15 protein-coding genes are annotated in these 17,112 nt (G+C 74.7%); 6 read left to right on the plus strand and 9 right to left on the minus strand.

Annotated elements, in window-relative coordinates:
* Nucleotides 1–240 precede the first annotated feature (240 nt).
* Genes DTL70_RS16325 through DTL70_RS16350 form a run of 6 tightly spaced genes read left to right on the plus strand, consistent with a single transcriptional unit; the run spans nucleotide 241 to nucleotide 7,303 of the window.
* A complete protein-coding gene (locus tag DTL70_RS16325; RefSeq protein WP_242757365.1) occupies nucleotides 241–1,236 on the plus strand; it encodes an ADP-ribosylglycohydrolase family protein in 996 nt (331 codons plus the stop codon).
* Complete coding sequence (locus DTL70_RS16330) at nucleotides 1,233–2,471, plus strand: ADP-ribosylglycohydrolase family protein (protein ID WP_114022673.1); 1,239 nt, start codon at nucleotides 1,233–1,235, stop codon at nucleotides 2,469–2,471. The genes DTL70_RS16325 and DTL70_RS16330 overlap by 4 nt, the downstream gene beginning before the upstream one ends.
* A complete protein-coding gene (locus DTL70_RS16335) occupies nucleotides 2,468–3,640 on the plus strand; it encodes an ADP-ribosylglycohydrolase family protein (protein ID WP_114022674.1) in 1,173 nt (390 codons plus the stop codon). Before DTL70_RS16330 ends, DTL70_RS16335 begins: the two co-directional genes overlap by 4 nt.
* On the plus strand, nucleotides 3,637–5,127 hold the full coding sequence (locus DTL70_RS16340) for an ADP-ribosylglycohydrolase family protein (RefSeq protein ID WP_114022675.1): 1,491 nt from the start codon (nucleotides 3,637–3,639) through the stop codon (nucleotides 5,125–5,127). The genes DTL70_RS16335 and DTL70_RS16340 overlap by 4 nt, the downstream gene beginning before the upstream one ends.
* A gap of 5 nt (nucleotides 5,128–5,132) precedes the next feature.
* Nucleotides 5,133–6,389 carry a CaiB/BaiF CoA transferase family protein gene (locus DTL70_RS16345; protein WP_114022787.1) on the plus strand — a complete coding sequence of 419 codons (1,257 nt, stop codon included), beginning with the start codon at nucleotides 5,133–5,135 and terminating at the stop codon, nucleotides 6,387–6,389.
* Nucleotides 6,390–6,445: 56 nt separating this feature from the next.
* Nucleotides 6,446–7,303: an HpcH/HpaI aldolase/citrate lyase family protein gene (locus DTL70_RS16350; protein WP_114022788.1), complete on the plus strand. Its 858-nt coding sequence runs from the start codon at nucleotides 6,446–6,448 to the stop codon at nucleotides 7,301–7,303.
* 32 nt (nucleotides 7,304–7,335) lie between these two features.
* Here DTL70_RS16350 and DTL70_RS16355 read toward each other — a convergent pair whose 3' ends face one another.
* The 9 genes from DTL70_RS16355 to DTL70_RS16395 all read right to left on the minus strand — a co-directional run bounded on the left by DTL70_RS16355 (nucleotide 7,336) and on the right by DTL70_RS16395 (nucleotide 17,072).
* On the minus strand, nucleotides 7,336–8,067 hold the full coding sequence (locus DTL70_RS16355) for a VIT1/CCC1 transporter family protein (protein ID WP_114022676.1): 732 nt from the start codon (nucleotides 8,065–8,067) through the stop codon (nucleotides 7,336–7,338).
* 114 nt (nucleotides 8,068–8,181) lie between these two features.
* A complete protein-coding gene (gene mnhG / locus DTL70_RS16360) occupies nucleotides 8,182–8,559 on the minus strand; it encodes a monovalent cation/H(+) antiporter subunit G (RefSeq protein WP_114022677.1) in 378 nt (125 codons plus the stop codon).
* Nucleotides 8,556–8,969, minus strand: coding sequence for an MrpF/PhaF family protein (locus tag DTL70_RS16365; RefSeq protein ID WP_114022789.1), 414 nt, complete (start codon nucleotides 8,967–8,969; stop codon nucleotides 8,556–8,558). The genes mnhG and DTL70_RS16365 overlap by 4 nt, the downstream gene beginning before the upstream one ends.
* Complete coding sequence (locus tag DTL70_RS16370) at nucleotides 8,966–9,550, minus strand: Na+/H+ antiporter subunit E (RefSeq protein WP_114022678.1); 585 nt, start codon at nucleotides 9,548–9,550, stop codon at nucleotides 8,966–8,968. Before DTL70_RS16370 ends, DTL70_RS16365 begins: the two co-directional genes overlap by 4 nt.
* Nucleotides 9,550–11,220, minus strand: a complete 1,671-nt coding sequence (locus DTL70_RS16375; protein WP_181860955.1) for a Na+/H+ antiporter subunit D — start codon at nucleotides 11,218–11,220, stop codon at nucleotides 9,550–9,552. Before DTL70_RS16375 ends, DTL70_RS16370 begins: the two co-directional genes overlap by 1 nt.
* 127 nt (nucleotides 11,221–11,347) lie before the next feature.
* Entirely contained in the window at nucleotides 11,348–11,980 is a 633-nt protein-coding gene (locus DTL70_RS16380) for a Na(+)/H(+) antiporter subunit C (protein ID WP_114022680.1), read from the minus strand.
* Entirely contained in the window at nucleotides 11,977–15,060 is a 3,084-nt protein-coding gene (locus DTL70_RS16385; RefSeq protein ID WP_114022681.1) for a Na+/H+ antiporter subunit A, read from the minus strand. The genes DTL70_RS16380 and DTL70_RS16385 overlap by 4 nt, the downstream gene beginning before the upstream one ends.
* A 134-nt stretch (nucleotides 15,061–15,194) precedes the next feature.
* Nucleotides 15,195–16,244: a prolipoprotein diacylglyceryl transferase gene (gene lgt / locus DTL70_RS16390; RefSeq protein WP_114022682.1), complete on the minus strand. Its 1,050-nt coding sequence runs from the start codon at nucleotides 16,242–16,244 to the stop codon at nucleotides 15,195–15,197.
* 96 nt (nucleotides 16,245–16,340) lie between these two features.
* The gene (locus DTL70_RS16395) at nucleotides 16,341–17,072 is read right to left on the minus strand and encodes a DsbA family protein (RefSeq protein ID WP_114022683.1); all 732 of its coding nucleotides are present in this window, start codon (nucleotides 17,070–17,072) and stop codon (nucleotides 16,341–16,343) included.
* Between the last annotated feature and the right edge of the window lie 40 nt (nucleotides 17,073–17,112).

Genomic DNA, 17,112 nt, shown 5'->3' on the forward strand with positions numbered 1-17,112 from the left:
ATACGGCCGCCAGGTGCCCCGGTTCTCCGCCGTCGCGGCGGAGAGAGTGCGCCCCAGCGCACGGCACGGAAAAACGCACAGAAAGAGCTCCGCATGAGCGCCGAGCTGTCGGCCGCAGCACCGCCCGCACGATCCGCGTCCTCCGCTCCCTCGCCCGCCCACTCCTCCGCACCCGCCCCCTCCCTTTCCCGCGCTCCTCGCGCCCTCACCCCCTCACCGACCGACCGCGCCAGGGGCGCGATGGTGGGACTCGCCGTGGGGGACGCGCTCGGCGCGCCCGCCGAGAACATGAAACCGTCGCAGATCCGCGAGAGGTGGGGCCGCATCGAAGGGTTCGTCAGCGACGATCCGGCCGGCACCGACGACACCGAGTACGCCCTCTTCTCCGGGCTGCTGCTGGCCGAGCACGGCTCCGCGCTGACCGTGGAGCACGTGGAGGCGGCCTGGCACCGGTGGATCGCCGACCTGGACGAGGGCTCCTTCCGCGGCGCCGGCTTCAGCGAGCGCGGCACGCTGGAGAATCTGCGCCGTGGCCTGGCGGCGCCCATCTCGGCGCAGCACCGGCACGCCTGGAGCGACGGGCTGGCCATGCGGGCCGCGCCGTTCGGGGTGTTCGCCGCCGGGCGGCCCGCCGAGGCCGCGCGGCTGGTGGCCATCGACGGCACCGTCAGCCACGAGGGCGAGGGCATCTACGGCGGCCGTGCGGTGGCCGCGGGGGTCGCGGCGGCCATGGTCAGCGACAGCCCCGGCGCCGCCGTGCAGGCGGCGCTGTCGGTGATCCCGGAGAACTCCTGGACCTCCCGCTCCCTCCAGCGCGCCGTCTCGGCCGCGCGCCGCGCACCGCTGCGGCCCGACGCGACGCGGCTGAGCGTCGAGCGCGCCGTGCGCTCGTCCGTCGTCATCGGCGGCTACCCGTGGACGGACCTGGCGCCCGAGGCGATCGGGCTGGCGTTCGGCGCGTTCACCGCGGCGCGCGGCGACTTCACCCACGCGGTGCTCACCGCCGTCAACATGGGCCGCGACGCCGACACCACCGCCGCCGTCGCCGGCGCGCTCGCCGGCGCGCTGCGCGGGCACGCGGCCATCCCCGAACGGTGGTCGTCCGCGATCCGCCCCGTACGGGGCAGCTGTCTGCCCGCCATGGCGGGGCGGCACGTCCGCGAGATCGCCGACCGGCTCGTGGGCGCCGCAGGCGGCCACCTCGCCCCCTCCGACGCGGCGCGGGACGCCTCATGAGCACCACCACCGCCGCGCCCGCGAACACCCACCCCTCCGGCGGCGAGGGCGCGGCCCGGATCGAGGGGCTGCTGCTGGGGCTGGCCGCGGGGGACGCCGCCGGCTGGCCCTCGGGGCGGCACCGCGCCGCCCGGCTGCCGGACTGGACCCGCAGGCTGACCCGCGAACTGGACACCTTCGCCGAACAGAACGCCACCACCACCCTGCCGGTGCCCATCGCGCTCAACCAGCCGCCCGAGCCGCTGCGTCTGGGCCCCTCCGACGACGCCGAGTGGGCCGCCTTCACCGCGTACGCCGTGCTGTCCGCCGACCCGGCGGCCCACAGCGACCTGGCGCCCGACCAGCGGGTGCGCGCCGCGCTGACGCTGGCGTGGAACGCGCTGGCCGACGAGGTGGCGGCGGCCGCGGAGCGGGCCGAGGAGATCGAGTCGGCACAGATCCCGCTGCGCGCCCGCATCTCCGTACGGGCGGGCCTTGGCAATCTCGCCGCCGGGCTGCGGCCCCCGGCGACCGGGCACGACAACCCGCACTACTTCGACGACGCCGCCTGCGGGCGCGCCGCCGTGCTGGCCGTCGTCCACCCGGGCGACCCCGCAGCCGCGGCCCGTCTTGCCGAGTTCGACGCCCGCTACACCCAGGACGACGACGGCGTGCACGGCGCCCGCGCGATGGCCGCCGCCGTCGCGGTCGCGCTGGCGGGCGGCGAGACGGACACCTGCGTCGCGGCCGCACTCGACCAGCTCCCCGACGGCACCGAGATCCGCCGCAACACGCTGGCGGCCCTGCGGCTGGCGCACGCGGCGCTCAAGGAGAGCGCCGGGCTGCCGGGCAGCGCGTTCGCGCTGGTCCCGGTGTTGGAGCACGAGATCGTCGACCACGTCTACAGCTACGGCATCGCCGCCGCCGAGACGGTGCCCGTGGCGCTCGCGGTGGCGACCGCGGCCCGGGGCAGGCTGAGCGAGGCGGTACCGGCAGCCGCGTGCCTGTCCCGGGTCGCCGACTCGGCGCCCGCGCTGACCGGGGCGCTGGCCGGTGCGCTCGGCGGGGCGCGCGCGGTACCCGCCTCCTGGCGCGAGAGCTGCCGCAGGCTGTCCGGCTGCGCGCTGCCCCAGTTCGCGGGCGCCGACCTGGTGGAGACGGCGGGCCGGCTGGCCGCGCACCACCCGGCGCCCACCGACCGCCGTGCGGTCACCACCCGTCCAGACCACGCCCCGGAAGGACCCCAGAAGCCATGAGCTCCCCCACCGCACCCGCCGCGACGCTCTCCCTCACCGACCGGACCGTGGGCTGCCTGGTCGGCGCCGCCGTCGGCGACGCGCTCGGCGGGCCCGTCGAGGGCTGGTCGCCCGCCGCGATCGCCGAGCGGCACGGCGGTCGCGTCCGCGGCATCGTCGAACCGTTCCACAAGGACGCCTGGCGCACCGCCCGCCCCATCGCCCCGTACCACAAGGGCGACGGGCACGTCACCGACGACACCCTCATGACGCACGCCCTCGTCCGCGTCTACGAGAAGGTCCGCGACCATCTGGACGCCTACGCCGTGGCCGACCACCTGGTGCCCGACCTGATCGGCGAACCGCGCTGGATACCCGAACTGGAGGCCGAGGCCCTGCTGTTGCAGCGGATCTTCCTGGCCGAGAAGTGGCTGGTCGCGCGGATCCACTACGGGCACGTGGACCCGCGCGAGGCGGGCGTCGGCAACATCGTCAACTGCGGCGCCGCGATGTACATGGCCCCGGTCGGCGCGGTCAACGCGGGCAACCCGGACGCCGCCTACGCGGAGGCGCTCGACGTGGCGGGCGCCCACCAGTCCTCCTACGGGCGGGAGGCGGCCGGGGTGTTCGCCGCCGCCGTGGCCGCCGCGTTCCGGCCCGGCGCCACCCCGGAATCCGTCGTCGCCGAGGCGCTGCGGCTGGCCAAGGACGGCACGCGGGCCGCCGTCGAAGCCGTGCGCGAGACGGCCGCCGGGTACGACGACTGGGAGGCGGCGCTGGCGCCGCTGCGCGAGGCCGTCGCCCCGTTCGACACCGTGGGCCCCGAGTACCGCAGCCCCTCGCTGGGCGCCCGCCGCCCGTCGCGGCTGCACGCCATCGAGGAGTTGCCGATCGCCCTGGGCATGCTGCTGGTGGGCGGCGGCGACTACCGCGCCACCGTCCTCGGCTCCGTCAACTACGGCCGCGACTGCGACTCCATCGCCTCCATGAGCGGCGCTCTGGTCGGCGCCCTGCACGGCGAGGCGGCCGTGCCCGCCGAGTGGAGCGCGGAGATCACCGCGGCCAGCAAACTGGACCTGCGCTCCCCCGCGCTGGCGCTGGCCGCCGTGGCGCGCGACGTGTACGCGCGCGACGTGGAGCGCAGGCGCGCTCACGAGGCGGCGTTCGCGACGCTGGCGGACGAGCGATGACGCCGGGGTACGACGAGGGGGCGGCGCGGGCGCCCGTCGGCGAGGAGCCGCTGGTCCGGCTGACCTGGGTGCAGCCCGAGGACCTGGTCGGGCACGAGTTGCGGCAGGCGGCGCAGGACGGCCGCGACGTCGCGGACGTGGAGCGGCGGTGGCGGGCGGCGGGCGGCACCCTCGCCCCCGAGCGGGCCGGAGCGTCACCCGCACCGGCCGCCCCGCGCCTGCGCGCGCTCGCCGGGGAATTGCTGGACGAGCTCGCCCGGATCGAGGCGCCCGCCGCCGCGTACGAGCCGACCGGTCTCGACGCGATCCGGGCCGCCTGCCCGAGCTGGCCAGGCGCGGACCACCGGGTGCGCCCCGGGTACGCGGAACGGCTGCACGCCGCCTGGCTGGGCCGTGCGGCCGGATGCGTGCTGGGCAAGCCGGTGGAGAAGGTGACGCTTCAGGGCATCAGGGCGCTGGCCAGGGCCACCGGCAACTGGCCGCTGTCCGGCTGGTTCACCGAGCGCGGCCTGGACGCCGCGACCGCCGCGGCGCACCCGTGGAACCGCCGCTCCGCCGCGAACTCGCTCGCCGAGAACATCGACGGAGCGCCCGAGGACGACGACCTCAACTACCCGCTGCTCGGCGTGCTGCTGCTGGAGCGGTACGGGCACGGCTTCACCACGGGCGACGTGGCACGGCTGTGGCTGGACGAGCTGCCCGCGGGGCGCACGTTCACGGCCGAGCGGGTGGCGTACCGCAACCTGCTGGCCGGCGTCGAGCCGCCGCTCACCGGCGCGTACCGCAACCCGTTCCGCGAGTGGATCGGGGCGCAGATCCGCGCCGACGTGTTCGGCTGGACCCATCCGGGCGACCCGGGCGCCGCGGCCGAGGCGGCGTGGCGGGACGCCACGCTGACCCACACGGCGAACGGCGTCTACGGCGCGATGTTCATCGCCGCGGCGCTCGCCCACGCGGCGGGCCTCGGCGACGGGGCCGCGGTGGAGGGGTGCCTGGAGGCGGGGCTGTCCGTCGTCCCGCCGGCGTCGCGGTACGCGACCGCCGTACGCACGGGCATCGCGGCGGCGCGGGAGGCGCCCGACGACTCGCCTGCGGGCTTCGCGCACGTGGTGGACGGGCTGCACGCCGCCTACGGGGACCACCACTGGGTCCACGTGCTGCCCAACGCGGCGCTGCTCGCCGCCGCGCTGACCCACGCGCGGGGCGATTTCGAAGGCGCCGTGTGCCGGGTCGTCTCCGGCGGCTGGGACACCGACTCCAATGGCGCGAGCGCCGGTTCCCTGACGGGGCTGCTCGCCGGAGCGCCCGCAGCCCTCCCCGCCCGCTGGACGGCCCCGCTGAAGAACCGCCTGGCGACGAGCGTGGGCGGCATGGACGGCACGGGCTTCGACGCGCTGGCGGCCCGTACCCACGCGCTCGCCGCCACCGTCCGTCCGTCTCCCTCCTCCCCCTCGTCCCCCGACGCCACAGGAGACACCACGTCATGAACGACATGCACGAGGCCCCTTCGCACGGGACCGAGCCCCCTGCACACGGGGCCGAGAACCCTTCGCACGGGGTCGGGGCGCCGCTGCGCGACCTGCGCGTACTCGACCTCGCCACGCTCTTCGCAGGGCCCCTCGCCGCCACCATGCTCGGCGATTTCGGTGCCGAGGTCATCAAGGTGGAGCACCCGCACAAGCCGGACCCGTCGCGGGGGCACGGCCCCAGCAAGGACGGGGTCGGCCTGTGGTGGAAGCTGCTGGGCCGCAACAAGCGCACGGTCACCCTCGACCTGTCGTCCCCGCAGGGACGCGAGGTGCTGCTGAGGCTCGCGGCCGACGCCGACGTGGTCATCGAGAACTTCCGCCCCGGCACCCTGGAGCGATGGGGCCTGGGCTGGGACGCGCTGTCCGAGGCCAACCCGCGTCTCGTGCTGGCCCGGGTGACCGGGTTCGGGCAGCGCGGCCCGTACGCGCAGCGGCCCGGCTTCGGCACCCTCGCCGAGGCGATGAGCGGCTTCGCCGCCGTCACCGGCGAACCCGACGGGCCGCCGACGCTGCCGCCGTTCGGGCTCGCCGACTCCATCGCGGCGCTGTCGACGGCGTACGCCGTGATGACGGCGCTGGCCGGACGCGCGCACACCGGGCGCGGCCAGGTGGTGGACATGGCCATCATCGAGCCGATGCTGACGGTCCTGGGGCCGCAGCCGCTCTGGTACGACCAGCTCGGCTACGTCCAGCCGCGCACCGGCAACCGTTCGGCCAACAACGCGCCCCGCAACACCTACCGCACGGCCGACGACCGCTGGGTGGCCGTCTCCACCTCCGCGCAGTCCGTGGCCGAGCGCGTGCTGCGGCTGGTGGGGCGTCCTGAGTTCCTGGACGAACCCTGGTTCGCGACGGGGGCCGGACGCGCCGAGCACGCCGCCGAGCTGGACGAGGCGGTCGGCGGCTGGATAGCCCGCCATACCAGGGACGAGGTCGTGAGCGCCTTCGAACAGGCGCAGGCGGCCGTCGCGCCCGTCTACGACGTGCGCGATGTGATGGCCGACCCGCAGTACCGGGCGCTCGACTCGATCACCAGTGTCGAAGACGACGAACTCGGGCCGGTGAAGATGCAGAACGTCCTCTTCCGGCTGTCGGAGACCCCCGGCGCGATCCGCTGGGCGGGGCGGCGGCACGGCGCCGACACCGACGCCGTGCTCGGCGGCCTCGGCCTGAGCGAGGCGGAGATAGCGGCGCTGCGCGAGGCGGGTGTGGTGCGGTGAACGCCTCGTCCACGGCGGCTGTGGGCCGCCCGCACCCGGCCGCCGCCGACACCTGCCTGACCTGGCTCACCTGGCTCTACGTACCCGGTGACCGGCCCGACGTGGTCGCCAAGGCGCTGCGTTCGGGCGCCGACGTGGTGCTCGTCGACCTGGAGGACGCCGTCGCGCCGGAGCGGAAGGCGTACGCGCGCGCGGCGACCGCCGAACTGCTGGCGCAGGGTCCGCCAGGGCCCGTGCCCGTCCACGTGCGGGTCAACGCGCTGGACGGGCCGCTCGCCGCCGACGACATCCGCACGCTCGCCCACCTGCCGGGACTGGCCGGGCTGCGGCTGCCGAAGGTGACGGACCCGGACGATCTGCGGCGGGCGGCCGGATGGGTCCGCGCCGGCACGCACACGCCGCCGCTGTACCCGCTGCTGGAGTCCGCGCTCGGCGTCGAGCGCGCCTTCGAGATCGCCACGGGGCACGGCGCGGTGCGGGGCCTGGCGCTCGGCGAGGCCGATCTGCGGGCCGACCTGGGCGTCGGGGGTGGCGGGCTCGGCTACGCGCGGGGCCGGGCCGTCGTCGCCGCACGCGCCGCCGGGCTGGCGCCGCCGCCCCAGTCGGTCTACCCCGACGTGCGGGACACCGAGGGCCTGGCCCGCGACTGCGCCGAGGGCCGCGCGCTCGGCTTCCTGGGCCGTACCGCCATCCACCCGCGCCAACTCCCCGTCATCGAGGCCGCCTACCGGCCCTCGCCCGCACAGGTCGAGGCGGCGGAGGAGATCGTGGCGGCCGCCGAACAGGAGGCGGGCGCCCTCGCGCTGGCGGACGGCCGCTTCGTCGACGCCGCGGTGGTCGCGGGCGCGCGGCGCACCCTGGCGCTGGCCCGCAGGTCCTGCGGCTCCCCAGGGGGCGGGGCCCGGTCGAGGTGACCGGGCCCGGCGGGGGCCGCGTCAGCCCCTCGTCAGCCCATCGCGACCCCGAACAGTGCGCCCAGACCGTAGGTGACGCCCGCGGCGGCGGCGCCGAGGCCGAGCTGGCGCAGGCCGCTGAACCACCAGGGGCGTGCGGTGACCCGCGCGACGACCGCGCCGCAGGCGAACAGGCCCACCAGGGCCAGCACGACGGCGGGCCACAGCGCGGTGGTGCCGAACAGGTACGGGAGCACGGGCAGCACGGCTCCCAGCGAGAAGGAGAAGAAGGAGGAGACCGCGGCGACGGTCGGCGAGGGCAGGTCGGCGGGGTCGACGCCCAGCTCCTCCCGCGCGTGTATCTCCAGCGCCTGTTCCGGGTCGCGGTGCAGCTGCTCGGCCACCTGCAACGCCAGGTCGCCGTCCACGCCGCGCGCCTCGTACAGCGCGGCGAGCTCCCTGATCTCCTCGCCGGGGCTGCGCCGCAGCTCCCTGCGCTCGACCTCCAGTTCGGCCTGGACGAGCTCCCGCTGCGAGGCGACGGAGGTGTACTCGCCCGCGGCCATCGAGAAGGCGCCGGCGGCCAGGCCCGCCAGGCCGGAGATGACGATGGTCTGCGGTGCGGCCGAGCTTCCCGCCACGCCGGTCATCAGACCCAGGTTGGAGACCAGACCGTCCATCGCGCCGAAGACGGCGGGGCGCAGCCAGCCTCCGTTGACGTCGCGGTGGGTGTGGTTGTCGCGGTGGGCGACGTGTGTCGGGTCTGAGACTCCGGCTTCGGACATGGCCGGTACGGCTCCTTCACGGTCAGCGGTGCCTGCGCCTTTCGTGCGCCGACCTTCGAAGAATAGGCACGAAAGGCGCAGGGCTGCCAGCAAGGAAGGCCGTACTTACCCCGCTCACCTGCGGTTTTCCCTCTCGTCCTCGGCGGCGGCCCGCCGCAGCGCCTCCTCCAGTTCGTCGAGCACGATGTCCTCGCTGTCCATGCGGCCCGTCCGGTAGGCGGCGCGGCCGACCATGTGCGCGGCCACCGGGGAGGTCGCCAGCTGGAAGAGGCCGACGAGCAGCAGGATGCCCAGGTCGACCAGGCTGCGCACCCACAGGCCCGAGCCGACGAGCACGAGCAGCAGGCCGAAGGACTGCGGCTTGGTGGCGGCGTGCATCCGGGTGAGCACGTCGGGCAGGCGCAGCAGCCCGATGCCGGCCAGGAGGCAGAGCACGCCGCCCGCCAGCATGAACACGGCGCCCGCGACGTCCGCCACGGCGGTCCAGTTCACCGCGCCTCCCTGGGCCCCTGGCCGGGCCGCCGCCCGGGCTCCTCCGCGTCGCGGGCGTCGCCTGCCGCGCCGTTGTCCTGGTCGCCGCCGCCCTCCTCGCCCGTGTCCTGGCTCTCGTCCACGTCGCCGGTTCCCGCCTCGTCCCGCAGCGCCATGAAGCGGGCGACACCGACAGAACCCGTGAAGCCGAGGAAGGAGAGCACCAGCAGGACGGGCAGGTAGAAGGCGTTGCCGCGCACGGCGGTCTGGAGGCCGATACCGGCCATGACGACGGCCACCAGCGCGTCGAGGGCGACCGCGCGGTCCAGCGTGGAGGGGCCCAGCACCATGCGCAGGGTCACCATCAGCCCGGCGGCCAGCAGCAGCCCGGCGATCACCGTGGCGACCACCTCGTGCGCCGTCGCGGTCATCGCCACCGCCCGAACAGCTCCTGCGCGCTCTGAGAGGCGCGGATCGCGTCGATGTCGGCGCGGGTGCCGAACGCCCGCACGACACGGGTCTCCAGGCGCAGCGCGTCGCGCCTGGCGCGGTCCCGCTCGTCCTCCAGCTCGCCGCCCATCACGTGGAGGTAGAGGGTGCCCGAGCGGCGGTCCACCTCCAGGACGGTGCTGCCGGGCACGGCGGTGACGCACACGGCGGTCACCGTCAGCATCAGGTCGCCGGGGCAGCGCATCGTGACGCCGAGCACGGCGCAGCGCGGGCGGCTGGGGGCGAGGAGGTAGCGGTTGACCCGCCAGCTGGAGACGACGAGGTCCAGTGCGAAGCGCGCGGTGAAGCGCGCGATGCCCAGCGGGTGCGGGCGCGCCTGCTTCTCGATCGGCGGGAGCGGGAAGACCAGCACCACCAGGAGCGCGACGAACACCCCCGTCACGATGTTGGCGGGTGTCGGTGTGCCCCACAGCAGCATCCACAGCAGGGTCAGGCCGAGCACCATGGGCCACTGGGTGGCGCGCAGCCTGCTGGCCTCGGGCAGTCGCTGGGGTGAGGTCATCAGCGGGTCACCGCCTCCACGTAGGGGGTCCGCGCGATGAGTTCGTCGGCGGCGCGGTCGGTCAGGGAGAACAGGGGGCCCGCCAGGACGGTGAAGGCCAGCCCGAAGAGCACGAGGCCGGCCGTGGCGACGGTCATGCTCGGCGGCAGCGTGGCGCTGGTGGTGATCTCCTGGCCGCCGAACGTGGCCGCTCCCCTGCGCCGCACCGGCGCCGGCTCCCAGCGGTCCAGGACCACGTGCGGGGCCGTGGAGCGCGTGTACGGGCCCAAGGCCGCCTCGTCCTCGTCCTCGTCGTCGTCGCTGTCCGCCTCGGTGTCCTCCAGCACCGTTCCCGCGGCGCACATCTCGGGGGTGGGGGCGCGCCAGAAGGCCAGGTTCCACGCCTTGGCGAGCGCGTACAGGGTGAGCAGGCTGGTGGCCGTGCCACCGGCGACCAGCACGTAGGCGAGCGCTCCCCCGTCGTCGATCCCGGCGCGCAGCAGCCCCAGCTTGCCGAGGAAGCCGGAGAGCGGCGGGATGCCGGCCAGGTTCATCGCGGGGACGAAGAACATCACGCCCAGCAGCGGGGAGAGCCGCGCCAGGCCGCCGAGGCTCTGCAGGTCGGTCGTGCCGCTGCGGCGCTCGATCAGCCCGGCGACGAGGAAGAGGGTGGTCTGCACGGTGATGTGGTGGGCGACGTAGAAGACGGCCCCTGAGATGCCGCCGTGGGTGGCCAGGCCGATCCCGAAGACCATGTAGCCCATGTGGCTGATGAGGGTGAAGGACAGCAGCCGCTTGAGGTCGGTCTGTGCGACGGCACCCAGGATGCCCACCAGCAGCGACAGCAGCGCCAGCACCATCAGCACGTCACCGATGCGGTGCCCGGGGAAGAGCAGGGTCTGGGTGCGGAGTATGGCGTAGACGCCCACCTTGGTCAGCAGCCCGGCGAAGACGGCCGTCACCGGGGCGGGGGCCGTCGGATAGGAGTCGGGCAGCCAGGCGGCCATCGGGAAGACGGCGGCCTTGATGGCGAAGACGCCCAGCAGCGCGATGTGGATGAGCATGCCGACCCCGTCGGGCAACGCGTCCAGACGCGCGGGCAGTTGCGCCATGGTGACGGTGCCGGTGGCCGCGTAGACCATGGCGACCGCGGCCAGGAACAGCATGGACGACAGCAGCGAGACGACCGCGTACGTGGCGCCCGCGCGGATCCGCGACAGGGTGCCGCCGATGGTCATCAGCACGTAGCTGGCGGTCAGCATCAGTTCGAAGCCGACGTACAGGTTGAACAGGTCCCCGGCCAGGAACGTGTCCGAGACCCCGGCGACCAGCACCAGGTAGGAAGGGTGGAAGACGGACAGCGGCGTCACCTCGTCGTTGTCGGCCATGCCCTGGCCCACGGAGTAGACGAGCACGCACAGCGTCACGGCGGAGGAGATGACCAGCATCAGCGCGGAAAGCCGGTCGGCGACCAGCACGATGCCCACCGGCGGCGCCCACCCGCCCGCGAACATCACCTGCGGCCCGTGCCGGTCGGCGGCCACCAGCAGCACCAGCGAGACGACGAGCACCGCGGCCAGCACACCGGCGCTGATGAACCGCTGCAACCGCTCCAGGCGCGCCCCGATGGCCAGCTTCAGCCCGGCCGCGCACAGCGGCAGGATCACCGGCAGCGGCACCAGCGCCGACATCACGGCCGCCGCCTCGGACGGCTGGCCCCCGCCGCTCACCGCCCGCCCTCCGCACGGGAGACGGGGACGCGGCGGGCGCCGTCGTGCCGAGCGCCCGGGCGGGCGCCTTCCGGGCGCCGCTCGGCGCTCACCGGTCGGCGCCCAGGATGGTCTGCCACGGGTCGTCCTCCCCTTCGATCTCCTCGGCCGTCTCCTCGGCGCGGGCCTGGCGTGCGCGGAAGACGCGGGCGTCGGCGCGGGCGCGCCTGCGCATCTCCCGGTAGCGGTCGCGGGCGGTGCCCAGCCGCTGGTAGGCGCTGTGCTCGCGGGCCTCCCGCTCCTCCTCGCCGCGGGCCAGCGCGCGGTACTCGTGGCGGCGCTTGCGGTAGGCGGCGCGCAGCCGCTCGCGCTCCTCGGCGTAGGTGGCGCGGCGCACGACCCGGATGTCCTCGATGTCGTCGGGGACGTCGTCGTTGCCCGAGTGCTGCCAGGAGCGGTAGGCCATGGTCACCAGGAAGGCGGTGACGGCGAGGGTGATGACGATGGCCGTGAGGATGAACGCCTGCGGCAGCGGGTCGGCCATCCGCCCCGGGTCCGAGTCCGGGTAGAGCAGCGCGGCGCGGCCCGCGGCCCCCGAGGTGGCCAGGACGAGGATGTTGACGCCGTTGCCGATCAGCACGATGCCGAGCAGGATGCGGGTGAGCGGGCGGGCCATCAGCAGCGCCGTGCCCGAGGCGAACAGCACACCGCCGCAGCACACCAGGGCGAGCGTCCCCGTCATGATCCGCTCTCCTTCGCGGTGCGGTCCGCCTCGCGGCGGGCGCGTTCGCGCTCCATACGGCGGTCGATCTCGGACCCGAGACTGCGCAGCACATCCAGGACGACACCGAGGACGAGCAGGTAGACGCCGGTGTCGAAGAGGACCGGGCTGGCGGCGTGGAAGTGGCCCACCAGCCAGAACGCGCCGGTGACCTTGCCCGCCTCCAGCACACTGCCGCCCAGCCACAGCCCCGCGAGACCCGTGCCCGTGACCAGCAGCAGCCCCAGCCCGAGCAGGAAGCCGGGGTCCACGGGCGCCGCGGCCGCCAGCTCCAGACGCCCGCCCGCCAGGTACCGCACGGCCAGCGCGAGCCCGGCCACGAGCCCGGCGGTGAAGCCGCCGCCCGGCAGGTTCTCGGCGGAGAAGAGCAGGTAGAGGGAGAGCACCAGGATCGGGTGGAAGACGAGCCTGGCCACCACCTCGAACATCACAGAACGCCCCTCGGGGGCGAGGGTGGAACTGGCCGCCAGCCAGGTGCGGCGCGGCGCGACGGGCGAGCCGCGGGACGGCCGCGCGCCGGTGCGCACCGGCTGCTTCCACGCGTCCCAGCGGCCCGCCGCCGGCTTGTCCGCGCCGGACGTGCCCGAGGCCGCGGCCGACTGGTCCAGCGCGACGCTCGCGGAGCCCGGGGTGCGCAGCGGTCCGACGGCCGGTCGTCCCGGGCCCGCGACGGGAGCCGAGGGCGCGGGTCCGCCGCCGGGGCCCTCGGATCCCGGCACCGGCTGGGCGACGGGCACCCGGGCGCGGCGGCGCAGGTAGACCAGGCTGGTGACGCCGACGGCGGCGACCGCGAGCACGGCGGACTCGCCCATGGTGTCCCAGGCCCGCAGGTCCACCAGGGTGGTCGCGACCACGTTCTTGACGTCCTCGTGCGCGGTCGCGCTCAGCAGCGCGGGGCCCGAGGCCGGTCCCGTCCTGGCCGCGAGGGAGAGGTGGATAAGCCCGGCGACGAGCCCGCCCGCGGCCACGGAGATCACCAGCTGGACGCCGCGCCGCACCCGCCAGGTCCGGTGGCCGTCGGGGAAGCGGGCCGGCAATCTGCGCAGCACCAGCACGAACACCGTCAGGGAGACCGTCTCGACGGCGAACTGCGTCAGCGCCAGGTCGGGCGCGCCGTGCAGCACGTACAGCAGCCCGGCGCCGTACCCGGTGACGCCGGCGAGCACGGCCGCCTTCATCCGCTGCCGCGCGAGCACGCACAGCACCGCCACCCCGCAGACCCCGACGGCCACGACGAGCTGCGGAACCGAGTCGTACCAGCGCAGCCCCTCCGCCTGCCGCCAGGGTCCGTCGGCCAGCAGCTGCGCGCCCTCGAAACCGAGCAGGACCACGAGGATGGTGCCCAGGTAGACGGGGAGGGAGCCGCGCTGCACGGCGCCCGTGGCCTGGAGGGAGAGCCTTTCGAGTCCCCACAGCGCGCGGGCGAACACCTGGTCGCCGTCGACCTGCGAGATCCGTTCGCCCAGCTCCGCGAGCGGCCGTCCGGCCCAGAAGAGCGCCACGCCCAGCACCCAGGCCAGCGCCGAGAGGCCCAGCGCCGGACCGAGACCGTGCCACAGCGCCAGGTGGTAGGGGGCGCCCTCGCTGGGCAGGTTGTCGGCGTACCGGCCCAGCAGCGGGTCGATCCACGGCGCCGCGGGCCCGAGCACGAGCCCGGCCAGCGCGCACAGCAGGGGCGGCGCGAGCAGCGGCAGCGAGGTCCTGGTGCCTTTCTCGACCGTGACCGGTTGCAGGGGCGGGGAGCCGCCCTTGGTGGCGAAAGCGCCCCACAGGAACCGCAGCGTGTACGCGGTGGTCAGGGCCGATCCGGCGATCACGGCCGCCAGCGTCCAGGTGTGCGCGGCGCCGCCGTGCAGCAGCGCGGAGACGGCCGCCTCCTTCGCGGCGAACCCCAGCAGCGGCGGCAGCGCGGCCATCGACAGCCCGGCCGCCACGGCGACGCCGCACAGCACGGGCAGGGCGCGGCCCAGCCCGGAGAGCCGGTCGATGTCGCGGGTGCCCGTGTGGTGGTCGATGGCGCCGACGACGAGGAACAGCGGCGCCTTGAACAGCGCGTGCGCCAGGATCATCGCGATGCCGGCCAGCTCGGTGTTCCGGTCACCGTCACCGACCAGCAGCGTGAGGAAACCCAGCTGGCTGACGGTGCCGAAGGCCAGCAGCCGCTTCAGGTCCGTCTCACGCAGCGCCCGCCAGCCGCCGATCAGCATGGTCACGCTGCCCAGGACGAGCACCAGCGCCCGCCAGGGCACCACGTCGGCGAAGCCGGGGGCGAGCCGCGCGATCAGGTAGACGCCCGCCTTGACCATGGCGGCCGCGTGCAGGTAGGCGGACACCGGTGTGGGCGCGGCCATCGCCCCCGGCAGCCAGAAGCTGAAGGGCCACACCGCCGACTTCGACAGCGCCCCCACCAGGACGAGCACCAGGCCGCCCGAGACGAGCGCCCCGCCGCCCGGTGGGTTAGCCAGCAGCAGCGAGATCCGGTAGGTGCCGGCCGCGTGCCCCAGCATCAGGAAACCGACGAGCATCACAAGACCGCCGACCGTGGTGACCAGCAGTGCCTGCAGCGCGGCGCGCCTGTTGGTCCTGCGTGCGGAGTCGTGGCCGATGAGCAGGAAGGAGAAGACGCTGGTCAGCTCCCACAGCACGTACAGCAGGATCAGGTCGTCCGCCAGGATCAGCCCGAGCATGGCCCCGGCGAAGGCGGTGAGGGCTCCGGCGAAGGAGCCCAGCCGCGGCGCGTAGGAGCTGAAGTAGCCCGCGCAGTAGACCATCACCAGGGCACCGACACCCCCGGCGACCAGCACCATCTCCAGGGCGAGCGGGTCGCACCGCAACGCGATGTCGACGCCGAGCGAGGGGACCCACGCGGTGTGTTCGCTGAGCGCCTGCCCACCGGAGACATCGCCGTAGTGCACCGCCGCCCACACAGCCGCGCTCGCGGGTGCCGCCGCGAGCGCGAGGAAGGCGCGCGGCCCCAGCCACCGCACCAGGGGCCCGGCGCAGCACGCGACGGCGAAGTGGACGACGATCAACCACAGCACGCACAGAGAATTGCATACATAACCATGCAATTCGGACAGGCAGCCCTGCGCTGCCGCGTGGGGGCTGCGCCCTCCCGGCGGAGTGGTGGCTCAGCCCGAGGCGGGGCCTCGCCCCGGGCCCCAGGGACGTGGCGTCAGGCCTTCGGCCTGTCGGCCGTCCTGTCGGGGGAGCTCCCCGCCGTGCCGGCCGTCTCGCCCGCGGGGCTTCCCGCCGTGCGGGCCTCGTCGGCCTCGTCGGCCGTGTCGTCTTCGACGGCCTTGCCGAGACCGACGGCTTCCTCGCCGGTCTTGGCGTCCTCGCCGGACCCCGCATCCTCGTCGGCCCCGGCGTCCTCGTCGGTCCCGGCGTCCTCGTCGGCCCCCGGCTCGACGATCTCCTCACGTCCAGGCCGCTTCTTCGCCGAGACGGCGATGCAGGCGACCGCGGCGAGGAAGACGGCGATCGCCGTCCAGTTGTTCAGCCGCATGCCCAGCACATGGTGGGCGTCGTCCACCCGCAAGTACTCGGTCCAGAAGCGCCCGACGGTGTAGGCGGCGACGTACAGCGCGAACGCCCTGCCGTGCCCCAGCTTGAAACGCCGGTCCGCCCAGATCACCACGAGCGCCACCCCGACGCACCACAGCGACTCGTAGAGGAACGTCGGGTGGTACGTGGCCATGTCGGGGGTGTCGACAGGGCGGTGCGCCGGGTCGATCTCCAGCGCCCAGGGCAGGTCGGTCGGCCGCCCGAACAGCTCCTGGTTGAACCAGTTGCCCCAGCGGCCCAGCGCCTGCGCCAGCACGATGCCCGGCGCCACGGCGTCCGCGTAGGCGGGCAGCGGGATGCCGCGACGGCGGCAGCCGATCCACGCGCCCAGCGCGCCCAGCGCGATCGCACCCCAGATCCCCAGGCCGCCGTCCCAGATGCGGAGGGCGTCCACCGGGTTGCGGCCCTCACCGAAGTAGAGCTGGTAGTCGGTGACGACGTGGTAGAGCCGGCCGCCGACCAGGCCGAACGGCACGGCCCACACGGCGATGTCGGCGACCGTCCCGGGCCGCCCGCCCCGAGCGACCCACCGGCGCCCACCGAGCCAGACCGCGACGAAGACGCCGACGATGATGCAGAGCGCGTAACCGCGCAGCGGGATCGGCCCGAGATGGATCTCGCCGGCCGACGGACTGGGGATAAAGGCAAGGGTCTCCATGGCGCACCCGACGCTACCGTGCCCGGCGGCGCCCCGGGCAATCAGGCCGCACAACGGCTGCATAACGGCCGCCGGAGCCCGGTCCCGGCGATCCGCCTAGCTCTTGCGTTCCACCATCTTCTTCAGCTTCTGCGGTGTCAGCGGGTTCGACTGGTCGGCGTAGATGTTCTTGCCGTCCAGCAAAACCGTGGGCGTTCCCTGGTGGCCCGAGGCGCCGAAGCTCTCGCTGGAGCGGCGGACCCACGCGTCGTGCTGCCCCGTGGACACGCACTCCTCGAACGCCGGGGAGACCAGCCCCTCGACCTTCTTCGCCAGTTCGAGCAGCCGCTTCGTGCTCGCGAACGCGTCGTCCTGCTCGGCCGGCTGGTTGCGGTAGAGCACGTCGTGGTACGCCTCGAACTTCCCGCGGTCCTTCGCGCAGACCGCCGCGTTGGCCGCCTCCTCGGAGCCGCTGCCGCCCATGTTCTTGTCGATGAGCGCCACCAGGTGGTACTCGGCCCGAAGCTTGCCCGCCTTCTCCAAGCTCTTGATCGTGCTTTGGTAGGTGTTCTCGAACTGGCCACACGCGGGGCAGCGGAAGTCCTCGTAGACGGTGAGCTTGGCCGGAGCGCCCTTGTCGCCCACGGTGATCGGCTTCGCCGACTGGCTGTTGTCCTCCTCGCCGCCGCCGGTCTGGTGGGCGACGGTCGCCCCGACGCCCGTGGCGACCGCCAGCGCGCCGATCACCGCCGCGGCGACCTTGGCGGTGCGGCGGCGCTTCTCGGAGGCCCTGTGTCGTTGCTGTTCGGCCCGCAAGCGGTCGCGGGCCGAGGTCTTGTTCTGAGTCACGCCCGGCCCAACGAGGGGTTCCGCCCGTGGCGGGGGGAAG

Source organism: Streptomyces diacarni, from assembly GCF_003323715.1.
In the GTDB taxonomy this organism is placed as follows: domain Bacteria; phylum Actinomycetota; class Actinomycetes; order Streptomycetales; family Streptomycetaceae; genus Streptomyces; species Streptomyces diacarni.